A 23,715-nucleotide genomic window follows, 5' to 3' on the forward strand; every position below is an offset into this window, starting at 1 on the left:
AGCTACGTTTACCATGACAACGAAAAAATACGAAGTAATAATCAATCATTTTGATTATTACTTCGTATTTTACTTCGACTAAAATTCTTTTATTTCAGCCTCTTGATTAGTAAGCTGCTAGAGTTTGATCCGTTTTCTGAGCATCTCCTTCACTGAAAGCTTCTTTTAAGAGCGTATAAGACCGCTTTTTTTGTTCAAAATCTTGAAGAGCAGTAAGAATAATAAATTCATCAATAGAAAATGCCTGTTTCAAAGCTTGGAGCTTTTGACGAACGGTTTCTTTTGTGCCGTATATGACGTTTGCTTCTTTTTCTTCAATTCGATAGCTTTCTTTAGACTGCTGACCAAATTCTTCCGCTTTTTCTTTGGAGCCTAATGTAGCGGATTTCCCATTTTGTAAGTATACTTTAAATATTTTTGTGCTGGATGCTAATGCTTTTGCTTCTTCTACGGTATCCGCTACGATGACGGAAAGGGCAACGACAAGCGAGCGTGCATGGGATGAAACGTGCTGATTATAGACGGAAATCGCTTCTTCTAGCACTTTTTGATCACCATTAATGAATTGAGCAAATACATAAGGAAGATTTAGAGATGCCGCTAGCTCTGCGCTTGAAGCACTTGCTCCCAGTAAAAACATATCTGCTGCTTTTTGGGGCCTTGGATAGGCTTTTAAACCGTAAAGAGGGTGATCTTCCGGCAGCGTATCGTTTAGGTATTGTTTAAGTTCTATCAGTTTGTCTGTTAAGGACTTAGTGGGCTGAGAGTTTTGTTGCAAGGCTTGAGTAGAATGAGGTAGTCCTCCTGGTGCTCTGCCGATTCCAAGATCGATGCGATTTGGAGATAATGAGGCTAAAACGTTAAAATTTTCTGCTACTTTATAAGGGCTGTAGTGTTGAAGCATAACACCGCCTGAGCCGATACGGATATGATGTGTTTTGGCGAGTAGGTGAGAAATTAACACTTCGGGTGATGATCCTACAACATGTTCAGAGTCATGATGCTCCGCTACCCAAAAACGGTGGTAGCCAAGTTCTTCTGCTAGCTGAGCTAATTGAATGGTATGCTGAAATGCATCTTCAGCACGCTCACCTTCATAACGCGGGCTTTGATCTAAAATACTTAATTTCACTGAAAACACTCCTTAAAGTTGATAAAAAAGGTAAGAATAATTGGGATTAATTTTAGCAAAGGATTTTCCAGATGAAAAGAGTTTTTTTAAAGAAAAATATTTTTTGAAAAATAAGTTGACTTTGCCATTTTGAGGCTATATAGTTGAATCATCAAATAGAAAAACCGATAAAACAACTTGGATAAATAAGAATTGAGTGAGTATGTTTCAAAGACACTTCACTTCATTCTCTGGTTTTATCAAAAAAACAGTTAAAGCTGATTGGTCTACCAAAGGCTCCTGAGGAAACTCTAGGAGCCTTTTTGCTGTAAAAAGGAGGGGGAAAAGGTGAGCGATGTATGTATTTTATATAACGGAAGCTCTCATAATTATCAACAAATAGCCTCAGTGAAAGATGAGCTAGAAGCTTGCTTAACCTCAAAAGGAGTGCACGCCGAAGCTATCTCGTATCATGATGTACACGCTTTGAAGCAGGAAGCGCAGAAAGAAGTAAAGGCATTTATTTCGAAAATGAACCAAGCTAAAAGCATTGTCGTTCTGTTATCGGGAGTAAATGAAACATACGTAGAATCTTTTGAACGGCTAACAAAAATATTGCCAGAAGATTTATTGTATAAAAAAATACTTCTGCCAATTCTTATTGGTGAAAATGTGAATTCTTTACTAAAAGCTAAGTATGATTTAAAACTTTTAGCGTCTTTTTTAGGTAGACCTTACTGGCTCAGCAGTCTTTTTCTACTGCATGAATACGTCTCTTTTACAGGTATTAACAATGCGAATGTCAAAAGTCGTTTAAAGGAAGCGGTGGATGAGCTGATTTACAAAGGTAATCTATCCCTTCAAACATTTATAAAATGAGGTGAAGAAAATGAGTGAATTATTTCGATTAGCTACCGTAGAAGATGCTGAAGAACTGTTGGATTTAACGCTTCGAGCATATGAGCCGATTCGAAAGCTAGGAATTAAATTTCCTGCTGCGACGGCAACGATTCAACTTGTAAAAGAAAACATTCAAAACAGCCGCTGCTACGTGCTGGAAAGTGATGGAAAAATCGTAGCTACGATTACAGCAAGAACGTATAAAGAAATAACGAACTGGCCTTTCTTATGGTGGTTTGCGGTAGATCCTTTGCTTAAAAAGAAAGGAGTAGGTTCTAAACTCTTAACGTGGGTTGAAGAAACGGTTATTCGAGATCAACTGGGGGCTCCTGCTGTTACATTAGCTACTTCTGATCGACACCCATGGCTGATTCCTATGTATGAAAGAAAAGGGTATGAACGCTTTTTTGAAGTCGATCAAGGAGAAGAAGGAAAAGGCGTATTCTTAAGGAAGATCTTACATCCCGAAAGATATGAGTTAGAAAAACACAAGGAGTTACAACAAGCTAATTAATCATTTAAAAGAAAAGAGGAGAAACCATGTCAGTAAAAATTTTATTATGGAATCGAAAAGGTTGTCATCATTGCGAAGAACTAAAAGCATATTTTCATGAAAAGGGCCATCAATATGAAAGTATCGATGTAGAAGGAAAAGATTATTTGCGAGATTTACTTGAAATTAAATACGGTATTCGTCATGTACCGGTCGTTGAAATTGGAGATAAGGGGCAGTTTAAAGGAGTTATTGAAAAAGATTATGAACAAATAGAAAAGTTGATTGAAGACTATTCACCAATCGTTAAATAGCTGCAACATCCATTTTATTAACTCGTTAAAACAATAAATTATTTTGAGACATAGTGAGGGACCAAACACATGAAAAAACTACAGCTGACAGCTATCTTTTTATCACTTCTTTTATTATTAGCCGCTTGCGGAACACCCAATAAAGAAACAGCAGCTAACGCAAGCAAAGACAAAGTGCAAAAAATTATTGTGGGAACGGGTACGCAATTTCCCAACATTTGCTTTCTTGACAATAAAGGAAATCTAACGGGGTATGACGTAGAGCTTGTTAAAGAAATAGACAAACGTCTTCCAAACTATAAGTTTGAATTCAAAACGATGGATTTTTCTAATTTACTTTTGAGCTTGGAATCCAACAAAATTGATTTAGTCGCCCATCAGATGGAAGTGAATGAAGAAAGAAAACAAAAGTTCCTGTTTAATAAAGAACCTTATAATATCTTTCCGCTACATGTAGTTGTAAATGAAAAAAATACGTCAATTAAATCAATTAAAGATTTGAGCGGTAAAAAGGTAATTGTAGGAGCAACGAGTAACTCTGCTAACTTAATCGATAAGTATAACAAAGAACATGGAAATAAAATTGATATCGTTTATTCAGGTCAAGGATCTGATGATACAAAAACGCAGCTAAAAACAGGACGTGCGGACGCTACAATTAGTACGCCGTTTGCAGTTGACTTTGTCAATAAGCAAGCGGACGCAGAGCAAAAAGTTGTGGGACCTGCTATTTCAAATTCAAAAGTATATTTTATGCTTCGAAAAAATGAAACAGGTTTACAAAAAGATGTTGATAAAGCGCTAAAAGAAATAAAAGAAGACGGAACATTGACAAAATTAAGCAAAAAATGGCTAGGAGAAGATTATACAAAAGCAGCTGGAAATAACTAAATCACTTACTGTGACCCAAGCCTTGAACTTGGGTCCTTTCGCTACCTGTAGAGGGAAACAAAGGAGAGAAAAAGATGGGAAAAGCATTTGATATAGAGCTGATTTTCACCTCTATTCCTCAATTATTATCTTATTTGCATATTACAATTTGGATTTTGGTTGCTTCACTTTTGATTGGCAGTACCTTGGGATTGTTTATTGCCCTGCCTCGTATTTATAAAGTACCGGTGTTAAGTCAATTAGCAGCAGTTTATATTTCTTTTATGAGGGGGACGCCTATCTTAATTCAATTATTTTTAGTTTTTTACGGGGTACCTGCCCTCTTACAATTGATTCATATTGACGTTTCTAGAATGGCTCCGCTGGTATTTGTGATTATCACATATTCACTGAGCACGGCGTCGTCTTTTTCTGAAATGATGCGCGGTGCCATTAATAGTGTAGATAAAGGGCAAACTGAAGCAGCGTATAGTGTAGGAATGACCGGAAAACAAACGTTCACTCGAATTGTGCTGCCGCAAGCTCTCGTTGTAGCATTTCCTAACTTTGGAAACCTTGTGATTGGTTCCTTAAAAGATACGTCTTTAGCCTTTACCATTGGTGTCATGGATATGATGGGAAGAGGAGATACCATTATCGCAGCAACGGCTCATGCAGTTGAAGTATATATTGCACTTGCCATTATTTATTATTTGGTAGCCATTATATTAGAGAAATTTTTTATGAAATCCGAACAGAAGCTGCAAAAACACGATCAGCCTGTTCATGTATAAAACGAGCTTACTAAAAGAGGTGTAAACATGATTATTGACGTACCGTTTATATGGACAGCATTTGTAGAAATTTTGAAGGCATTACCTTTAACACTCCTTATTACCATCGGTCCATTACTAGGCGGATTGCTTATTGGTATTGCTGTTGCGGCTGTGAGAATTAATTCAGTAAAAATAATAACGCCTATTGCCAACGTATACGTATCATTTTTTCGAGGAACGCCTGCCATTCTTCATATTATGGTTATTTACCTAGGGTTCCCGCTATTGATTAATAAACTATCAAGCTACTATGGATGGGGCTTCAATGCAAACAGCATTCCTATTGTCGTATTTGTATTAATCGCTTTGTCTTTTACAGCGGGGGCTTATATGTCAGAGATCATTCGCTCTGGTTTGTTAGCGGTAGAAAAAGGACAAATTGAGGCTGCGTATTCCATTGGAATGAATCGTTTTCAATCGATGAAACGAATTGTTTTCCCTCAGGCGTTTGCTTTATCTTTACCAAATTTATGCAATATCTTCATCGGCTTTTTGCATACGTCTTCTATCGCATTCATCGTCTCACAAAAAGAGTTAAACGGTGCAGCTAATATCGTAGCTTCAAATAATCTTAAATTTTTAGAAGCCTATATTGCTGCTGCCCTTATTTATTGGATGCTGACGATGTTAATAGAAGGAATAACAGCGCTGCTTGAACGAAAATTAACGGTTTATAATCGAGGAGGGGTTGTATGATTACATTAACAAATATTAAAAAAACATTTGGTCAACATACAGTATTGGACGGTATTGATTTAATTGTTAAAAAAGGGGACGTTGTGACCATTTTAGGGCCGAGTGGCTCTGGAAAGACTACGTTTTTACGCTGCATTAATTTCTTAGAAAAAGCAGATGAAGGAAAAGTTTCGATCGATCAATTTACGGTTCAGTGCCAAAAGCCAAACCGCAAAGATATTTTAACTCTTCGACAAAAAACAACGATGGTTTTTCAGCAATACAATTTGTTTAAACACAAAACCGTTATTGAAAATATTATGGAGGGGCTAGTTATTGTTCAAAAGCTGCCAAAGGAAGAAGCAAAACAACGAAGTTTAGACGTCCTTGAAAAAGTTGGGCTTGCTGAAAAAGCAAATGCGTACCCAAGTCAGTTATCAGGAGGTCAACAGCAGCGAGTGGGTATCGCTAGAGCGCTTGCTTTAAATCCTGAAGTCATTTTATTTGATGAGCCAACGTCTGCTTTGGACCCTGAACTGGTGGGTGAAGTACTGTCTGTTATTCGTAAAATTGCTGAAGAAGGAATTACGATGATTATTGTTACGCACGAAATGAGTTTTGCCCGTGAAGTCTCTAATCACGTGGTGTTTATGGACGGAGGAAAGATTGTCGAACAAGGTCATCCTGAAGAAATATTTTTAAATCCAAAAGAAGATCGAACAAAGCAATTTTTCAAGCGTATTAACCCAACGCATTCGCCTTACTCTTATGTTTATGAAAAAACAATCTAATATTTTAATTTAAAACACACTTGACTCATAGGAATAATAAGTATATGATAAAATCATCAAATTAAACAAACCGACTAGATCACTAGAGGTTCTTTGCACAATGTCACGCATTGTGCAAAGAACCTTTTATTTTTTACTAGACTTAAGGGAAGAAGGGTGAACGTAGTGAATCGAGGAGCATTAAAAGCTAAAACGAGCAAAAAACTTATTATAAAAGGCCAGGTTGTACCTGGAAGGCAGCAAGGAAGACATTTGGGTTTTCCGACAGCTAATATAGATACTCAGCATGAGGAATTAAAAAATGGCGTGTATGGTGTCCTCGTTCATCTGCGGGGACTTGAACATATAGGAGTTATGAATGTAGGCGTTAAGCCGACATTTGGATCGGAACTATCTAAAACATTTGAGGTTCATATTTTGGATTTTAACGACGTTATTTATGGAGAGACAGTTCAATGCGACGTTATCTTTCGGGTGCGAGGTGAGAAAAAGTTCCCTTCCATTGAGTTTTTAAAACATCAAATTAAAGCTGATACACTACAAGTTAAGCAAAGATTTCAACATATGGGCTATGTATCTAGTGAACATACAGCTTCCAAGCTAGGGCAAGCGAGATATTTAAATCTGCCTGATCTACAGTTTTTTAATTGGTGCCACAGCCAATTCAGAGTTAATAAAGGGATTTACAATACAATTGATCAATGGTTTTATGACGAAGGAATTAAAAATATTCACCCTAGAAGAGTTCACGTTATCGCTTTTTTGCAATTTGCACAGGAAGGAAATGAAAGAAAGACAGAAAAAGAAGGAGTCCTTCGCTTTGGAGCAGGCGGTTTGACCAATCAACTACGAGAATTTATGAATGGATATGAAAAAGGAGAATGGTAATATGACAATAAAAAGACAATTAAAGCTAGGGGCTATTATTCATGGAGTGGGAGGAAACATGGGGGCATGGAGACACCCTGAAATTTTGTCAGATGCCAGCGTTAATTTCGGTTTTTACAAGCAGCAGGCTCAAAAAGCGGAAGACGGAAAATTTGATTTAGTGTTCATTGCCGATGGGTTATATATTAATGAAAAATCGCTTCCGCATTTTTTGAATCGTTTTGAACCTCTCACTATTCTATCAGCACTTGCTTCTGTCACTTCTCATATTGGTTTAGTTGGCACTCTATCGACTTCGTATAGCGAGCCGTTTACGGTGGCTAGACAATTTGCTTCACTTGATCATATTAGCAGCGGCCGAGCGGGATGGAATGTTGTAACATCTCCATTGGAAGGATCTGCGCTTAACTATGGAAAAGAGCACCCCACTCATGATAAACGCTATAGAATAGCTGAAGAGTTTCTAGAAGTAACGAAGGGATTATGGGATTCTTGGGAAGATGATGCATTTATTCGAAATAAAGAAACCGGACAATTTTTTGAAGAGAAAAAGTTGCATCGCTTGCACCACAAAGGGGAATTTTTTTCTGTAGAAGGTCCGTTAAATATTGGCCGCTCAGCTCAGGGGCAGCCCGTAGTGTTTCAAGCAGGCTCCTCTGAAAGCGGAAAAGATTTAGCAGCGAAAACGGCTGACGCAGTGTTTACGGGACAAGATAATTTAGAAGAAGCGAAAGCTTTTTACCAAGATGTAAAATCAAGAGCCGTAGCGCAAGGACGCAATGAAAACGAACTTTTAATTTTCCCGGGAATAGGTCCTATCATTGGCAGTACAACCGAAGAAGCCGAAAGAAAATATGAAGAACTTGCTCAATTGGTAACAATTGAACATGCGCTCAACTATTTAGGACGTTTTTTCGATCATTTTGATTTTTCACAGTTTCCATTAGACGAGGCGTTTCCTGATTTAGGGGATATCGGAAGTAATAGTTTCCGCAGTACAACTGATAAAATCAAAGAAAACGCTAAAAAACATAAGTGGACACTGCGAGAAGTGGCGCTACGAATTGCTACACCTAAAACACAATTTATTGGGACGCCAGAGCATATCGCTAATTTGATGCAACAGTGGTTTGAAGAAAAAGGAGCTGACGGCTTTATTATTCATTCAAGCGTTCCGCATGGCTTAGATGACTTTGTTGAACACGTCGTACCGATACTGCAAGAAAGAGGCCTGTATCGTACAGAATACGAAGGGAGTACGTTAAGAAGTAACTTGCAATTGAATGTTCCTAAAAATCGTTACACACAGGTGAAAGTTAACTGAAGTGGATTAAAAGAGACTCGAAGGAGTCTCTTTTTTAATATTTTTAATATTAAAAATATGGTAAAATTATTTTTGTAGGTTATTCGTTTCAGTTCATAAGGCCTAAAGGGTTTTGAATACCCGGAAAGGAGTCAAATGGAAAAAAGACATAAAAGTAAGAAGAAGCGTATGATTATGTGGATATCTTTATCCGTTCTTTTAGTCGGGGGAGGAGCGACAGGATGGATATTGTACCAAAACGGAAAAATTCCTTTTTTATCACAGCAAAGTATAAAGGCAAGTGCCATTAAAGTGAATCAACAAAAAGTTGATAAGCTGGAAAGCAACGATCAGCAGGCAAAAGATTTTATAGCTGAACATCATGACGTACTAAATGATTTGACGGGGTGGAGTGCCATTGAGCACCCAGACTGGCCTGCCGTACAAGAAGAAGCGGCAGCCATTAAAAATACCATTGGCACGATTGAAGTAAAAGATTCTGTTTTAAAGAAAGACTTTCAGCATATGGAGAAGCTTGCTGGACAGCTAGAGCAGAGGAAAGATGAAGCACTGTTAAAAGAACTTCATCGTTATTTTCATGACTTAGATGTTGTGATCAATGAAGACGATGGATCAAATACATATTTTAATGTTACCAGCTATGGTAAATCAGTTGTAAAGACTTCTAAATGAGCTATAGCAAAAAGCTTTATACATAAAAGTAGTTTTGTATAACAAACGTCTTCGCTTATTCATGCATATGCTACGGATAAGGAGGAGACAGGTTATATGAAAAAAATTTATTTAGATGCAGGTCACGGAGGGGCAGATCTAGGAGCTGTAGCCAGCGGGTTATATGAAAAAGACGTAGTGTTAGCTGTTCAACAGTACATCATCTCTTTTCTTTCTACTCACTATCAAGGATTTTCTCTTTGCACAACGCGTACAACCGATGTGTTTTTGTCATTAAATGAACGGGTCAACAAAGCCAATGTGTGGGGGGCTGATGTATACTTATCTATTCATATAAGTTCAGGTGGCGAAACGGGATATGAAGATTTTATTTATAGCAAAAATATAAATAACCAAACCATTGTGTTACGAAACGATATTCACGATCATGTGAAGTTTGTTCTCGCTAAATACAATTACTCTAACCGAGGCAGGAAATTAGCTAATTATAGTGTGTTAAGGCGTTCATATATGCCGTCTGTATTAACTAAAATTGGGTTTATTGATACAGAACACGATGCAAAGCTCTTAAAAAATCCTCAATTTCTAAAAGATATGGGGGTGGCATATGCAAAAGGGATTGCGCAGTTTTTAAACTTGGAGCCTAAATCTACAAATTCTGTGGGAGATCCTGACGAGGAAGGGTTTCTAAAGCCTACTTTTTTATATAAACCTTTATGGATAAAAACAACCGAGGATAAGGAGACGTATAAGTATACCAATATGTCAGAGAGAACAGGTTATTTAAAAAAGAATACCCTCTTTCAAGTTGATAGTGAAACGCATGCAGCCTGGATAATTGATGGAGAACATTTTATTGAAAAAAAAGATACAATCATTGAAGGAGAAACTATCACAACTGCGGAATTAACAAAAGAGAATATGGAAACATTAAAAGTGTTTGTGACGAAAGAAAAGTTAGAAACAGCGGTAACCTTTTCTAAAGAAGGAGCTGCGGTAGCCATCTTTACACTTCACGATAAAAAAATATTGAATGTAAAAGCATTTTTAGATAGAGAAAAATGGTGGTACAAAGCTGAACGGATAAAAACATCGTGAAAAAACCTGCTTGTTTTTTTGAAGCTTTCACCCTAGTAATTTTACTTATTTTTGATAGAATATAAAGAGCTGAATCGTAAAGATGCATAAAGGTGTGATGGAAATGGAAGAGCAACAAGAAGCGATTGATTTAACAAAAGTATATGTATATGAGGAGTTTCCGGATAAAGTTGCAGGCAGATGCGATAACTGTGGACATGTGAAATTTAAAAGCTTAGTAAAAGACTTTATTTTTATCCGTACATGCGCAAAGTGCGGCATGAAAAAAAGTATTTAAATCCCTACTTCTTTATAAAAAGCGCTCTTTTCTAAAATGAAAAGAGCGTTTTTTCTCTATTTAACGTATAAATGATCGCTAAGCTGCTCTGAAATAGTTTCTACATCTTCTTGCACATGTTTTTGTTTTTTCATCATTTCTAACAGGATTTGTTCAAGGTTCTGTGAATGATTTTGCTTATCTTTTGGTTTATGTAAATACTTTGCGATTTGATGCATATTATTGCTTAGTCGGCTTAACTCAGACTCAATTTTTCGCAGGTTAACTAATAGTTCCACACCTGCTTCTTTGCCGATTAAAGGCGGCTTAACTTTTCCGTCCATAATAAATTTTCGAATGAGAGACGTTCGTTTTAAATTATAATGTTCAATAAGTTCCTCTAATTTTTCTTTTTCTTCTTCATTCAACTTAATTGCTGGAATGCTGTGTCCTCTCATAAGGTATCTCCTTTCAAGAGCAGTTCTTGCTGCGTTCAATCATATGTAAACATTCTCTTGTCTTTAATAATAGCAACCTTTTCCATGGTTAACTATGGTGAAAAGTTACTAAAATGTCGAACGTACAGTCTGTTAAAAAACTGGTAAATTAAGAAATTTGGTTTAGTAATAGTTGAATTATAGAAGTAATGTCATTATCTACAATATTGCTGCTTTATTAAAAAGGCAGCCAAAGGGATGAATATAACGCCTTTGTACTCACCATTTTTGAAAGCGCAGTTTTAAAGAAGAGGGATGGTTTTTATCGTTTTTTCCTCCTACCACATCTTTCCTCCTAGTAACTCTGTCGAATCTTCTAGACTATTGTCTCAAGGGAATAGAAAGAAAGAAGCCGAAATGGTTGAGAACGAGGTAAAGTCATATTATGTCTTTATTTACCTCATTTACATACTTTACGGGGGAGGAATACGTTTGAAACTAAAAAAACGATTAAAACTAAACAAGATAGGGGCAGCCATGCTTGCGGCTGGGGTTATATGTACAGGTTATACGCCTATTCATATGCTACAAGCGCCTCTAGTCGCTCAGGCTGCAGAGAATCAGTCGGACTCTTTGGAGCTAGCATTTGCACAAGCATCTAAAGAATTTGGTGTGCCAGCTTCGCTTTTAAAAGCAATTTCCTACAACAAGTCGCGCTGGGAAAGTCATAATGGGAAACCTAGCGCAGCCGGGGGATACGGCCTCATGCACTTAACAGACATCCCTTTCTTAGAAGATGGAAAAGGAAACGGAACTGCGTCTTCACAACCAGCATATGACAAACAGCAAACGCTCTCCTTAGCTGCTAAGCTGCTTAAGTCAGATAAAGAAAGATTAAAAAATGACCCTGTGCAAAATATTCGTGGTGGCGCTGCTGTACTAGCTTTTATTGCAAAAGACAAAAATGGAAACGTACCGTCTACTGATCAGAAATGGTACGACGCAGTCGCCGCTTACAGTTCTTCTCAAGATAAAGAAAACGCTCAAGTATTTGCCGATGATGTATATGAAACGCTGGAAAAAGGGGCAGAGCGTACAACATCAGATGGACAGCATCTTAAAATTTCTCCTCAACATATAGATATGTCGATTCCTCGTGCTGAAAATTCCAATACGAATAAAGCGGATTGTCCGGCATCTTTAAAATGTGAATACATTCCTGCTTTTTACGGGAAATTCAGCGAAAGTCCTTCAGATTACGGAAACTATGATATTGCAAATCGTCAAAAATCAGATGTTCGCTATATTGTTATTCACGATACAGAAGTAAGTTATGACGGAACCATTGATTTGTTTGCTAACCCTAACAGAGCAGCTGCAAACTATGTCATACGTTCAAGTGATGGCCACATTGCACAGATGATTGATAACAAAGATGTAGCATGGCATGCAGGAAACTGGTATTTTAATACGCACAGTATTGGAATCGAACATGAAGGGTTCGCCCTTGAAGGATCCACGTGGTTTACAGAAGAAATGTACCGTTCTTCAGCAAGACTCGTCCGCCACCTTGCCAAAGAATATCATATTCCATTAGACCGAGCTCATATTATCGGTCATGACGAGGTACCGGGTTTGTCTCCTAAGGCTCAATCAGGTATGCATTCGGATCCCGGGCCGTTTTGGGATTGGGGGCACTATATGGATTTAGTAGGAAGCCCAGTCGAGCGCCAGCATACAAGCAAACTAGCCGTTACAATTAATCCCGTTTTTGAAAACAATCAGCCAGAGGTATCAGATGCACCAAAGCAGCCGGCCAACTTTGTGTATTTGCATCAAGCTCCTAGCAATGATTCACCGCTACTGAATGAGCCTGCCGCTTCAGGGCCAGGAACGAAACAAACGTTAGACTGGGGAAGCAAAGCTGTAACGGGCCAAACGTACGCAGTCGCTGAGACAAAAGGAGAATGGACAGCGATTTGGTACGGAGGACAAAAAGCGTGGTTTTATAATCCACATAATCAAAATACGAGTAAAGGTACGGGCATATTATTAACGCCAAAAGCAGGAAAAGAAAGCATTCAAGTGTACGGAGGAGCTTTCCCGGAAGCTTCAGCCTATCCTTCTGATATCCCGGTTAAAGACATGGTCCCACTTCAGTATACAATCTCTCCGGATCAGGTGTACGTAGGGGTAGAAAAAGTAAAGAGTGACTATTACTATGCACCCACTTTTACAACAAATCCAAACGATCACAAAATGATTGTGGGAAAAGATGAATATTATCAAATTCATTTTAATCACCGCTATGCGTTTGTGAAAGCTTCGGATGTAGAGATTAAAAAACAATAGAATAGAGTGTTAAAAGAAAGGAAGAGACAGGGTGTATAAAGGGTTTGTCTCTTCCTTTTAATAAAATGTTATGAAAAATTCAGAATTTTATTGACAGTATTGCCTTATAGTGATTTAATAAGATTATTCAACTGGTAATTACATCATTATGAGTTGTAAGTGTAAATAAAATTTATTTTTTAATTCATTTGTCTTACAATGGAGAAAAGAAATAAATTTTAGAAGAGGTGCATTGTGATAGACAATACAAATAAAATAGTGGTAGAAAAAAATAGACCTTTGCCTCTATACTTTCAGCTGAAAGAAGTACTTAAAGAAAAAATTGAAAAAGGAATTTATAAGCCGGATGAATTGATTCCTTCTGAACGAGAACTAATTGATACTTATGGGATAAGTAGAACACCTGTAAGGCAGGCTTTAAATGAACTAGTGGCTGAAGGTTTTTTGAGAAGAGAGCACGGTAGAGGAACCTTCGTTGCACCAAAGAAGATTGACCAAATGTTTTTGGAAAGTTTGAGTAGTTTTGGAGATGAAATGGAGCGTAAAGGACTTTCCTTTGAAACAAAAGTGTTAAATAAAGAGATTGTTGAAAAAACGTCCACTCTTCAAGAGATCTTTGGAGATAAATATCAGTTTTTTTACCGAATTGATCGACTAAGGTATATTGAGGAAGATCCATACGTCCTTGTAACGACCTATATTCCAGCATCTCTTGCATCGGGTCTGCTTGATGAAGATTTAGAGGTTCAGTCTTTGTACAAGACGCTTGAATTAAAATATGGATTTCATATCAGTCATGCTAAGCGTGTAATAGAGGCTGTTAATGCTACGAGTGAGGACGCTGGCGCTTTAAATATTCCTCCGATGTCTGCTGTTCAAATTACAAAAACAACGGCTTTTCAAAAAGATTCTCAGCCTTTTGAGTATTCTATAGGGCGTTACCGTGGAGATTTAAACAAGTTTACAGTAGAGGTAAAATACGAAAGAATATAAGAAAGCTGAACGAGTTTTTTAACTTGTTCATTTCTCTGCACTAACTGGTAATTACGTCACTACAAGATGAAAGATTTAGTCTATGAGCTATTGAAGGAGGGATGGGTATGAGTAATGGGTATATTATTGCTCATGATATCGGAACAACGGGAAATAAAGCAACTTTATACAAGGCTGACGGAACGTTGGTTAATAGTACGCTCTATAAATATAAAACCTTCTATCCTAAAGCTGGATGGGCTGAACAAAATCCATCAGACTGGTGGGAAGCCGTTTGTGAAACAACAAAAATTTTGCTTGAGCAAAGTGGAGTGAAACGCGAAGAAATTTCTGCTGTGAGTTTCAGCGGGCAAATGCTCGGCTGCTTGCTTGTAGATCGAGATGGAACTCCTCTTGGTAATTCCATTATATGGGCAGATATGCGGGCGGCCGATCAGGCTCGGCGGTTTGAGAATGAAATAGGTATGAAAAATGTTTATGAAATCACAGGACACCGCATTAGCTCATCATATTCTGGAGCAAAGATTAAATGGGTCAAGGAAAATGAGCCGGAACGCTTTAAAAAAGCATATAAAATCTTACAAGCGAAAGATTACCTTGTGTATAAACTAACAGGTATATTTGCAACCGATTATTCAGATGCATGCGGAACTAACTGTTTTGATTTAGTAAATAAAGTATGGTCTCGTGACATTTTAAATACATGGAGAATTGAGCCGGAGCTTTTTCCAGATTTGTATGCTTCTACTGATGTAGTAGGATCAGTAACAGCTAAGGCATCAGACGAAACAGGCTTACTTCAAGGAACTCCTGTGGTAATAGGGGGAGGTGATGGAGTGTGTGCAGCAGCCGGCGTGGGCGTTATGGATGAAGGAGAAGCTTTTAATTACATTGGCTCTTCTTCATGGATTGCAACGGCATCAAACAAGCCTATTTTTGATCCTGAAATGAAAACGTATACATGGGTTCACCTTGATTCTACTAAATATTCCCCTAATGGAACAATGCAGTGCGGTGGGGGATCTATGCAATGGATCACAGAGTTACTTTATCAAAATTCCAACAAAAGCTATGAACTTATGAATAGTGAAGCCGAGCAATCGCCCCCTACGTCAAAAGGGCTAATTTATTTACCTTACTTAATGGGAGAACGCTCACCCAGATGGAATCCGGATGCTAGGGGAGCTTTTGCTGGTTTGTCCATTACTCACACAAGAGGAGACATTGCTCGTTCCGTCATGGAAGGAGTGGCATATAACTTGAAAATTGTACTTGATACTTTTCAAAAAGAAGGAGCACCAATTGACCGGATGTGGGTATTAGGCGGCGGAGCAAAAAGCACTTTATGGCGTCAAATTCTAGCAGATATTTACGGGCTTGATGTGTATGTGCCTAACTATTTAGATGAAGCAACATCTATGGGGGCAGCGATGGCTGGAGCCGTTGGAGTAGGGATAGTAGATAATTTTAAAGAGGCTAAAAAATGGGTGCAGAGAGTAGGTATTCACCATCCTCAGCCAGATATTCAAGAACAGTATCAAGAGTTTTTTTCGGTATTTAATGAAACGTATGAACAGCTAAAACCAGTTTACCAAAAGTTAAAAGTTTTTAATTAAAAATAGAGGAGATGCATGATAAATGAGTACATTATTTCAACCTTTTGCTACACAATTAGATTTTGAAACAGGTAAATTAAATCCAGAAGGAAAAGTCATTATTCGACATTTATCGGATATGGAAGGCATGTACTTAGACGAGGGAGAATTTGAAAATCAACTTAAGAACAACCCGCTTATTTACGAGGTTTATAACGTAGTAGTTCCAGAGACAATGCCTCACATTCAGCATTGCGTAACTATTTTGCATCCAGGAAAAGTAGGAAAAGAGTATTTTATGACCAAGGGACATTATCACGAAGTATTAGATAGAGCTGAAATTTATTTTTGCCTTAAAGGAAAAGGTGAGCTGCTAATGCAAACAAAAGACGGAGAATTTTCTAGCCTAGAAATGGTGCCGGGAACAGTGGCATATGTGGCACCAGAATGGGCTCATCGCACTGTTAATACGGGGGAAGAACCTTTTGTGTTTTTTGCAGCTTACCCGGGAGATGCAGGCCATGATTACGGAGGTATTGAAACAGAAGGATTTGTAAAGGCGTTAGTTGAACAAAATGACAAGCCAACATATATTGAAAACCCTCGCTATATACAAGCGGGAAAATAACAAAAAAGGAGAAAACCACATGCTTAAAGTATTAATTACCCCTCGGTCATATGGGATGTTTACAGAAGACATTATGAATAAATGGCGCGAAGAGGGGTTTGAGGTGATAAGAGAGGTCGGCCCTATTTCTGAGTCCAGGTTTATAGAGCTCATACAAAATGTACAAGCCTTAATCATAGGAACTGACCATCTTAGTAAAGAAGTTTTAAACCACGCTTCGGAGCTTAAAATTATAGCAAAATATGGAGCAGGTACTGATAATATTCCTAAAGAATATGCAACCCAAAAAGGAATTGTGGTCGTGAATACTCCCGGTGTGAATCATGAAGCTGTTGCAGACTACGCGTTTGGTTTAATGCTGTCTGTAGCCAGACAAATTTCACTATCTTCTCAAAGGCTCAGAAAAGGGCAGTGGACAAAAAACGTAGGTGTTGAACTTTATGGGAAAACGCTAGGGATTCTAGGGTTCGGTGCAATAGGAAAAGCTGTTGCCCGCCGTGCTAAAGGATTTCAAATGAACATCCTTGTTTATGACGTTTTTCAAGATGAGCAGGCAGCTGCTGAATATGGTGCAACCTACGTCCACATAAATGAATTGTTAACAAAAAGCGATGTTGTATCTGTTCATATGCCTCTTGTGCCTGAAACAACAAACCTTCTAAACTATCAAATGATGAAGAAGATGAAGAAAGAGGCAATTCTCATTAATACCGCAAGAGGCGGAATCATAAATGAAACCGATCTTTTTCATATTTTAAAAGAAGAAAAAATACTAGGAGCGGGAATTGATGTATTTTCCGTTGAGCCGCCTACAGATTCTCCTTTGCTAGAGTTAGATAATGCTGTTTTAACCCCTCATAATGCAGCGGCCAGTAAAGAGGCAATCGAGCGTATGACATTACAGTCAACGCATAGCGTCATTAAATTTTTTCAGCAAGGAATTTCAAAAGGGCAAGGAGGGAACCAGCATGTCACGCAAACGTGAAGTTATGAATGGTATTTGTAAAAGTAGTGTTGTGGCAGTTTTACGAGGTACAGAAGCGGAAGTGTTAACGACAGCTAGAGCTGCAATTGATGGCGGAATACAGGCAATCGAACTAACGATGACAGTTCCAAATGCAATTGACATATTACGTCAATTAAAAAGTGAATGTGCCTCTCAGTCCGTTTACATAGGAATGGGTACCGTCATAGACGTTCATTCGGCGGTTAGTGCCCTTCAAGCAGGAGCAGATTTTGTTGTGACTCCTCACTTGGACATGGACATTATTGCGGTAAGCCATCAATATCAAGCTCTTGTTATGCCCGGAACTTTTACAATGACAGAAATGGTTACTGCGCTTAAAGCAGGGTGCGAAATTCTTAAATTATTCCCAGCAGACTTAGCAGGAACGGCCCATATTAAAAATGTAAAAGGGCCTTTGCCTCAAGCTAATATTATGCCTACTGGAGGCGTCAATGAAACAAATATTGAGCACTGGATTCAAGCAGGAGCAATCGCTGTAGGGGTAGGGTCTAATTTAACAAAAGCAGGTGGGGAATCGCTTGACTCCCAAAAAATTCGTGAATATGCCTCTTTGTTGATACGTAAAGCGCAGCAGGCTAAATTGATGCTTAGCGGTATTAGATAATGAAAAATTCAAGTCGTATACAAACTGTTTTAGGCCTTGTGGATTCAAACGAAATCGTACATGTTCAGCCGCATGAGCACCTTATGCTTGAAAAAGGTCATGCAGCGAGTACTAATTCAGATTTATGCATTGATAATGTCGATGTTACAGTAAGTGAAGTAAAGAAACTGTCTGCGCGCTCTCTTGTAGTGGACGCACAGCCGATCGGCGCGGGGCGCATGGCAATGGACTTGATACGAGTCTCCAAGCGAACAGATGTTCATATTGTTGCTTCAACAGGGTTCCATAAATCCATGTTCTATTGGCGAGATCATTGGATCCATAATGAATCAGCAGAGGTCCTTACAGCGCTTTTTGTTTCTGAAATTCAAAAAGGAATGTATGTAGGTAATGGAATAGAGAGGCCCACTAAAAAAGTTAATGCAAAGGCAGGGCTAATTAAAACAGCCGTCGATAAAAAGGGGTTAACTCCCTATTATCAAATGAAGTTTGAGGCAGCTGCCGAAGCGTCGCTTTTAACAAACGTCCCTATTATGGTTCATATTGAAAAAGAATCCGATCCGTTTGAAATTATTCAATTTTTGACGGATAAACAGGTAGCAGCTAAAAAAATAATTCTTTGTCATCTCGATCGTACTCATCATGACTACGGATTGCATAAAGAAGTAGCGGCAACGGGTGTCTACCTTGAGTACGATACGATTGGACGGTTTAAATATCACAGCGATGATAAAGAAATTGAGTTAATTCACCACATGTTGAATAGCGGCTTTCAAGAATCTCTTTTAATTAGCCTGGATACAACTAGAGCGAGGCTGCAAGCATATGGGGGAGAAATAGGAATTGATTACTTAACTAAAACCTTTATTCCAAAGTTGAAAATAAGTGGGATTTCAGATAAAACCATTAGTACCTTAGTTCTGGATAATCCGCTCGCAGCTTTAAGCGTTTAGAAAAATCAAGGAGGACACTATGTTAAATCTAGTAAATGCAACCAAACCAACCTTTTATTTTATTGGCGTTACAACAGGACAATCCTCTATCATGAAGCTATTTCCTTTATGGGCTAAATCTCTTTGTATCGATGCGGAGATTAAAGGAATTGATATTCATATTCATGCAAGCCGTGAAGTGTACCGTGAAGTGGTAACTTTTTTAAAGAATGATCCTCTGTCGCTGGGGGCATTGGTCACAACACATAAAATTGATCTATATCATGCGGCAAAAGACTTGTTCGATGAGCTTGATCCTTATGCGCTGTTATTTGGAGAGTTATCAAGTATTTCCAAAAGAGACGGAAAGCTGATTGGACATGCTAAGGATCATATCTCTAGCGGATTAGCCATGGAGGGTTTCCTTCCAAAAGGTTATTGGAACAAACATAAGGGGGATGTCCTTATTATGGGAGCTGGCGGAAGTGCCATTGCCATTGCTTCAAACTTGATCCACGATGCAAAACGTAATGGCATGCCATCTGCTATCTATGTGACAAACCGAAGTCAACCGAGGTTAGATTCAATGCAGAAAATTATCTCGGAAATGTCTACGGATGTACCTATTCAGTATCTTACAGTAGACGAGCCATCTAAAAATGATAAAGTGTTATCTAAACTCAAGCCTTATTCTCTAGTTATTAATGCAACAGGGCTTGGAAAAGATCGACCAGGCTCTCCGCTAAGCAACGAGGCGCTATTTCCTCACAATAGTCTTGTGTGGGAACTGAATTATCGAGGGGATTTGTTGTTTATGCACCAAGCGCTGTCGCAAAAAGAGACGCAGTCATTATATGTTGAAGACGGATGGATCTATTTCATACATGGGTGGACTCAGGTAATTTCAGAAGTGTTCCAAATCCAACTAAGCAATGAGCAATTTACTGAAATTGAAAGAATTTCAAGTGAGTTTAATCAATCAAAAGTAAGTGGGAAATAAGGGAGTGAGGAGAAAATGTTTCTCCTCTTCACTTACATAAAACAGAGATAACTAAAAGTGAAAGCGTTAACAAAAAAGACTACAAAAAGGTGAAGGATGTGCCTCTTATGAAGATTATAAGCACAGAAAATTATGAGGAAATGAGTTACATGGCAGCTGTTGAAACGGCTAAATGTATAAAGGAAAATCCAGAGTTAGTATTGGGTCTTTCGACCGGAGGAACGCCTCTAGGTACGTATAAAAATTTAATTCAGTTATACGAGGAAGGAAAAGTAGATTTTTCAAATGTAACAACATTCAATTTAGATGAATACATCGGTTTGGAGCCAGAGCATTTCCAAAGTTACGCGTACTATACATGGGAAAATTTTTTAAAATACGTAAATATCAAAGCAGAGCAGGTGCATATTCCTTTAGGTATATTTGAGAACGAAGATCAAGCAGTGAAAGAATACAATGAGAAATTAATGAAAGCCAACGGAATTGACGTACAGATATTGGGAGTTGGAAGGAATGGTCACATTGGTTTCAACGAGCCTCAAGATTACTTGCATGGGGCTACGCATATTGCTAAGTTAACCAAAGAAACGATACGAGACAACGCTAGGTTTTTTTCAAATATAGAAGATGTCCCTGAAAAAGCAATAGCAATGGGAGTAGGAGACATTTTAAAAGCAAGACACATTATCTTTATCGCCAGTGGTAATGAAAAAGCAGAGGCTGTTTATCAAACGTTACATGGACATATTACAACAAGATGTCCCTCTTCTCTTCTTCAGTTACATCCTAACGTCACAGTTATTGTAGACAAAGAAGCAGCCTCGTTACTTTAGATGTCAAGGAGTATTTTAACAGCATAGGTGAACACGGAAGCAAGTGGATTTGTAAAGAAATGATGAGTGATAATAGGGAGGCTTTACAATGAAACATAAAAATTTAGTTCAAATGCCTAATGGGTATCTTAATCGAACGCCTATCTTTCAATTTATTTTACTTTCTATTCTTTTCCCACTTTGGGGAGCAGCCGCGAGTTTAAATGATATTTTAATTGCTCAGTTTAAAAGTGTATTTACTCTTAGCGACTTTGCAACGGCTTTTGTGCAAAGTGCTTTCTACGGGGGATACTTTTTAATTGCTATTCCAGCTTCGTTAATTATTAAAAAAACAAATTATAAGCTTGCTGTTATTACGGGACTAATCTTCTATATTATAGGTTGTTCACTGTTTTTTCCTGCTTCTCATATGGCTACCTATTCTATGTTTTTATGCGCAATTTTTGCAATCGCCATTGGTTTAGGTTTTCTTGAAACATCAGCTAATACGTATAGCTCCATGATGGGACCTAGGGAATCCGCAGTGCTACGCCTTAATATCAGTCAGACGTTTACACCTATCGGATCTCTTTTAGGAATTGTACTTGGTAAGTATTTAATCTTCCAAGAAGGGGAAAGCCTTGATAATCAGCTTGCTAAAATGAGCTCGGAAGAAGCACATATCTTTGGCCTTAAAATGTTACAGCATACGCTGCAGCCTTATAAATATATGATTTTAGTTCTTATTGCCGTACTGGTACTTTTTCTTATAACGAAATATCCTTCATGTAAAGCTCAAATAGAGAAGCACGAGGTAGGGCAAAAAAGCGAATTAATAAAAACGCTAAAGTATTTAGGGGGGAATTCGCGTTTTCGTAAAGGTATCATAGCCCAATTTCTATACGTAGGGATGCAGGTAGCTGTATGGTCATTTACCATCAGATTGGCCTTAGATCTTAATTCCGAAATTAATGAGCGAAGCGCATCAAATTTCATGATTTATAGTTTTATTGCTTTTTTTGTTGGGAAATTTATAGCTAATCTATTGATGACACGTTTTTCAGCCAAAAAAGTGTTAGTTATCTATTCAATTATTGGTACGCTTTTACTTGCGTATACGTCGTTTGCATCCAGTACGATGGCTGTATATGCAGCTGTTGCTGTAAGCATGCTTTTTGGTCCATGTTGGGCAACAATCTATAGTGAAACGTTAGAAATAGTAGAAGAAAAACAGCATACGGAAGTCGCGGGAGCTATTCTAGTTATGGCTATTGTAGGAGGAGCTGTTATTCCCGCCGTTCAAGGACTTGTATCAGACTTAACAGGGTCGCTTCAACTCGCTTTTTTAGTTCCGACGGCATGTTTTATCTATGTAGGATACTATTTTTATAGTGGTGTAAACAAACGTGAAAAAGTAAAAAAACTAATGAATGAAGACCAAGTTAATTCAGCTAAATAGAAATTGATTTTATAAACAAGGAATTTTAAGTTTTTCATCGAATACAATGTAAATTGCCTTAAGTTAAAAAGAAAACTGCTTTGGAAGCAGTTTTCTTTTTTTACTTTAATTATTTATTATTATCTTTTTAAAAAAGGAAGGAATGTCCTGTGATTATAATTAAGCCTTTAAGTCAGTGTTCTTTTTCTGATGCGCTAGAAGCATTTAATAAGGGTTTTGAAGATTATTACATTCCGGTTGAGATGTCACTAGATCAATTCATTTGTAGGTTTGGTGTGGATCGTTTATCTGTCGAGCATTCTTTTGTCGCTTTTTATAATGACACACCAGCTGGAATTATGTTAAATGGAATAAAAAGAGTCAAAGGAAAGAAACATGCTTGGAATGGAGGTACAAGTGTAGCATTCCTTTACCGAAAAATGGGAATTGGTGAAGCCTTACTAAAAGCTACACTTGAGAAATATCAGCAGCAAGGAGTAGTGGAAGCCAGTCTGGAAGCATTTACAGTCAATAAAAAAGCTATTCACCTTTATGAGAAATATGGATATGAAATTGTAGATACGCTTTTCTTTCTAAAGCATAGAGGTAGTTTTCCCGCTTCTTTACTTAAAAAGAAGAATCAGCTTGCATATTCGTTAAAGCGACGGCTTGCAAAAGATATTCAAAACCTACCCTTTTATGCATACGACGTTCCGTGGAAAAATCAATTTGACTGTATTTGTGATGGAGAATCGTTTATTGCGTTGAATGAAAGAAACGAAGAAGTTGGCTATCTATTATTTCAAAAGAATTTTTCTTCCATAGGCATCGTGAATTCCGTTACTTTTTATCAAGGAAGCGTTAAGGAACATATCTCAAATTCAGAGGACGTTCTGGCCTTTTTATTAGCAACCATTTTTAATATGTATGGACCAATTGCTTACAATACACATAATGTACCTGAAAAAGGAAATAGCTTACTCGTGAAAATGTTAAAATCATTTGGTTTTCAAGATTTATATACAGATGAAGGAATCAAACTTGAGCAGGTGTTTATGAAAAAACAACTTTAAAAAGCGGCAATGGGCCGCTTTTACTGCATTTCCGTAATTGGATGTGCATCATAAAATTCCTCGATTTTTTCTTGCTGCCCTTCGTATTTTGCTTTCCATGCTTGAGTCCCGTCCTTATAATTGCGCAGATCTGTTCCGTAGAAGTCGGTTAACTCTTTTCGAGTAATCGTGATTGTCTGAGGAACAGTCGTGTTAATAGTAAAGTGAACGCTGTCAACATTTTGTACGGCAGAAAGTAAAATGGTTGCGTTATGTAAAAGTGTACGTTTAGTTTTAACAGACGTCCAGCTTTTTTCAAACGCATGCTGATTATCTGTTGCAGCGTAGTTAATTGCTAAGTAGTAAGGTTTTTGCGCATTTTGAAAAGTTATACCTTTTAAATAAACGTGTCCTGGAAGTTTATTTGTTATTTCTTCTATTGAAGTATCACGTTTTAAAGAAGAAGTATGATGAATAGAAGAAGCAGAGACTCTTTCAGCAGACAGATTATTATGAGGTGCATAGGCACACCCTGATAGGCAAGTGAGCACTATACAAAGTGTAAGAGAAGCATCTATTTTTTTCATAATGGTAACTCCTTTTGTTTATATCTATTT

The 23,715-nt window shown here is 37.8% G+C and carries 26 protein-coding genes; 23 read left to right on the forward strand and 3 right to left on the reverse strand.

What is annotated here, in order from left to right; genetic code table 11:
* Positions 1-106 precede the first annotated feature (106 nt).
* Positions 107-1,132 carry an LLM class flavin-dependent oxidoreductase gene (locus WKH56_RS29035; protein WP_048021244.1) on the reverse strand — a complete coding sequence of 342 codons (1,026 nt, stop codon included), beginning with the start codon at positions 1,130-1,132 and terminating at the stop codon, positions 107-109.
* Between the two features lie 327 nt (positions 1,133-1,459).
* Between WKH56_RS29035 and WKH56_RS29040 the strand changes: the two genes are divergently transcribed.
* The 12 genes from WKH56_RS29040 to WKH56_RS29095 all read left to right on the forward strand — a co-directional run bounded on the left by WKH56_RS29040 (position 1,460) and on the right by WKH56_RS29095 (position 10,249).
* The gene (locus WKH56_RS29040) at positions 1,460-1,990 is read left to right on the forward strand and encodes a hypothetical protein (RefSeq protein WP_048021241.1); all 531 of its coding nucleotides are present in this window, start codon (positions 1,460-1,462) and stop codon (positions 1,988-1,990) included.
* 10 nt (positions 1,991-2,000) lie between these two features.
* Entirely contained in the window at positions 2,001-2,525 is a 525-nt protein-coding gene (locus WKH56_RS29045) for a GNAT family N-acetyltransferase (RefSeq protein WP_048021240.1), read from the forward strand.
* 26 nt (positions 2,526-2,551) lie between these two features.
* Positions 2,552-2,818, forward strand: coding sequence for a glutaredoxin family protein (locus tag WKH56_RS29050; protein ID WP_028413591.1), 267 nt, complete (start codon positions 2,552-2,554; stop codon positions 2,816-2,818).
* 69 nt (positions 2,819-2,887) lie between these two features.
* Positions 2,888-3,709, forward strand: a complete 822-nt coding sequence (locus tag WKH56_RS29055) for an amino acid ABC transporter substrate-binding protein (protein ID WP_033578803.1) — start codon at positions 2,888-2,890, stop codon at positions 3,707-3,709.
* 74 nt (positions 3,710-3,783) lie between these two features.
* On the forward strand, positions 3,784-4,482 hold the full coding sequence (locus WKH56_RS29060; RefSeq protein ID WP_048021238.1) for an amino acid ABC transporter permease: 699 nt from the start codon (positions 3,784-3,786) through the stop codon (positions 4,480-4,482).
* 27 nt (positions 4,483-4,509) lie between these two features.
* Positions 4,510-5,220: an amino acid ABC transporter permease gene (locus tag WKH56_RS29065; protein ID WP_014460395.1), complete on the forward strand. Its 711-nt coding sequence runs from the start codon at positions 4,510-4,512 to the stop codon at positions 5,218-5,220.
* Positions 5,217-5,990: an amino acid ABC transporter ATP-binding protein gene (locus tag WKH56_RS29070; RefSeq protein ID WP_048021236.1), complete on the forward strand. Its 774-nt coding sequence runs from the start codon at positions 5,217-5,219 to the stop codon at positions 5,988-5,990. Before WKH56_RS29065 ends, WKH56_RS29070 begins: the two co-directional genes overlap by 4 nt.
* Before the next feature lie 165 nt (positions 5,991-6,155).
* Positions 6,156-6,878, forward strand: coding sequence for a riboflavin kinase (locus WKH56_RS29075; protein ID WP_048021233.1), 723 nt, complete (start codon positions 6,156-6,158; stop codon positions 6,876-6,878).
* Between the two features lies 1 nt (position 6,879).
* On the forward strand, positions 6,880-8,202 hold the full coding sequence (locus tag WKH56_RS29080; protein ID WP_048021231.1) for an LLM class flavin-dependent oxidoreductase: 1,323 nt from the start codon (positions 6,880-6,882) through the stop codon (positions 8,200-8,202).
* 135 nt (positions 8,203-8,337) lie between these two features.
* Positions 8,338-8,874, forward strand: coding sequence for a hypothetical protein (locus WKH56_RS29085; RefSeq protein WP_048021230.1), 537 nt, complete (start codon positions 8,338-8,340; stop codon positions 8,872-8,874).
* 96 nt (positions 8,875-8,970) lie between these two features.
* The gene (locus WKH56_RS29090; protein WP_048021228.1) at positions 8,971-9,972 is read left to right on the forward strand and encodes an N-acetylmuramoyl-L-alanine amidase family protein; all 1,002 of its coding nucleotides are present in this window, start codon (positions 8,971-8,973) and stop codon (positions 9,970-9,972) included.
* A gap of 97 nt (positions 9,973-10,069) precedes the next feature.
* Complete coding sequence (locus WKH56_RS29095; RefSeq protein WP_025752091.1) at positions 10,070-10,249, forward strand: DUF8096 family protein; 180 nt, start codon at positions 10,070-10,072, stop codon at positions 10,247-10,249.
* A gap of 56 nt (positions 10,250-10,305) precedes the next feature.
* On the opposite strand, the gene WKH56_RS29100 is transcribed toward WKH56_RS29095, so the two are convergent.
* Entirely contained in the window at positions 10,306-10,686 is a 381-nt protein-coding gene (locus tag WKH56_RS29100; RefSeq protein WP_028413582.1) for a plasmid mobilization protein, read from the reverse strand.
* Positions 10,687-11,157: 471 nt separating this feature from the next.
* Here WKH56_RS29100 and WKH56_RS29105 point away from each other — a divergent pair, with 471 nt between their 5' ends.
* The 11 genes from WKH56_RS29105 to WKH56_RS29155 all read left to right on the forward strand — a co-directional run bounded on the left by WKH56_RS29105 (position 11,158) and on the right by WKH56_RS29155 (position 23,119).
* Positions 11,158-13,017: an N-acetylmuramoyl-L-alanine amidase gene (locus WKH56_RS29105; RefSeq protein WP_048021226.1), complete on the forward strand. Its 1,860-nt coding sequence runs from the start codon at positions 11,158-11,160 to the stop codon at positions 13,015-13,017.
* Between the two features lie 234 nt (positions 13,018-13,251).
* Positions 13,252-14,010 carry a GntR family transcriptional regulator gene (locus WKH56_RS29110; RefSeq protein WP_049164277.1) on the forward strand — a complete coding sequence of 253 codons (759 nt, stop codon included), beginning with the start codon at positions 13,252-13,254 and terminating at the stop codon, positions 14,008-14,010.
* A gap of 107 nt (positions 14,011-14,117) precedes the next feature.
* Positions 14,118-15,626 (forward strand): xylulokinase, encoded by a 1,509-nt coding sequence (xylB, locus tag WKH56_RS29115; protein WP_048021225.1) that lies wholly within the window; start codon positions 14,118-14,120, stop codon positions 15,624-15,626.
* A gap of 22 nt (positions 15,627-15,648) precedes the next feature.
* Positions 15,649-16,233 (forward strand): glucose-6-phosphate isomerase family protein, encoded by a 585-nt coding sequence (locus WKH56_RS29120; RefSeq protein ID WP_310884370.1) that lies wholly within the window; start codon positions 15,649-15,651, stop codon positions 16,231-16,233.
* A 19-nt stretch (positions 16,234-16,252) separates the two neighbouring features.
* The gene (locus WKH56_RS29125) at positions 16,253-17,218 is read left to right on the forward strand and encodes a phosphoglycerate dehydrogenase (protein WP_047751097.1); all 966 of its coding nucleotides are present in this window, start codon (positions 16,253-16,255) and stop codon (positions 17,216-17,218) included.
* The gene (locus tag WKH56_RS29130; protein WP_048021223.1) at positions 17,202-17,864 is read left to right on the forward strand and encodes a bifunctional 4-hydroxy-2-oxoglutarate aldolase/2-dehydro-3-deoxy-phosphogluconate aldolase; all 663 of its coding nucleotides are present in this window, start codon (positions 17,202-17,204) and stop codon (positions 17,862-17,864) included. Before WKH56_RS29125 ends, WKH56_RS29130 begins: the two co-directional genes overlap by 17 nt.
* Positions 17,864-18,817 (forward strand): phosphotriesterase family protein, encoded by a 954-nt coding sequence (locus WKH56_RS29135; protein ID WP_048021221.1) that lies wholly within the window; start codon positions 17,864-17,866, stop codon positions 18,815-18,817. Before WKH56_RS29130 ends, WKH56_RS29135 begins: the two co-directional genes overlap by 1 nt.
* Positions 18,818-18,836: 19 nt before the next feature.
* Complete coding sequence (locus WKH56_RS29140; RefSeq protein ID WP_048021218.1) at positions 18,837-19,796, forward strand: shikimate dehydrogenase family protein; 960 nt, start codon at positions 18,837-18,839, stop codon at positions 19,794-19,796.
* Positions 19,797-19,903: 107 nt separating this feature from the next.
* Complete coding sequence (gene nagB, locus WKH56_RS29145) at positions 19,904-20,629, forward strand: glucosamine-6-phosphate deaminase (RefSeq protein WP_048021216.1); 726 nt, start codon at positions 19,904-19,906, stop codon at positions 20,627-20,629.
* Positions 20,630-20,717: 88 nt separating this feature from the next.
* A complete protein-coding gene (gene fucP, locus WKH56_RS29150) occupies positions 20,718-22,067 on the forward strand; it encodes an L-fucose:H+ symporter permease (protein ID WP_048021214.1) in 1,350 nt (449 codons plus the stop codon).
* 149 nt (positions 22,068-22,216) lie between these two features.
* The gene (locus tag WKH56_RS29155; protein ID WP_048021212.1) at positions 22,217-23,119 is read left to right on the forward strand and encodes a GNAT family N-acetyltransferase; all 903 of its coding nucleotides are present in this window, start codon (positions 22,217-22,219) and stop codon (positions 23,117-23,119) included.
* 20 nt (positions 23,120-23,139) lie between these two features.
* On the opposite strand, the gene WKH56_RS29160 is transcribed toward WKH56_RS29155, so the two are convergent.
* Positions 23,140-23,685 carry a DUF4825 domain-containing protein gene (locus tag WKH56_RS29160; RefSeq protein ID WP_028413579.1) on the reverse strand — a complete coding sequence of 182 codons (546 nt, stop codon included), beginning with the start codon at positions 23,683-23,685 and terminating at the stop codon, positions 23,140-23,142.
* Positions 23,686-23,715 lie beyond the last annotated feature (30 nt).

It is taken from the genome of Priestia sp. SB1, from assembly GCF_038898415.1.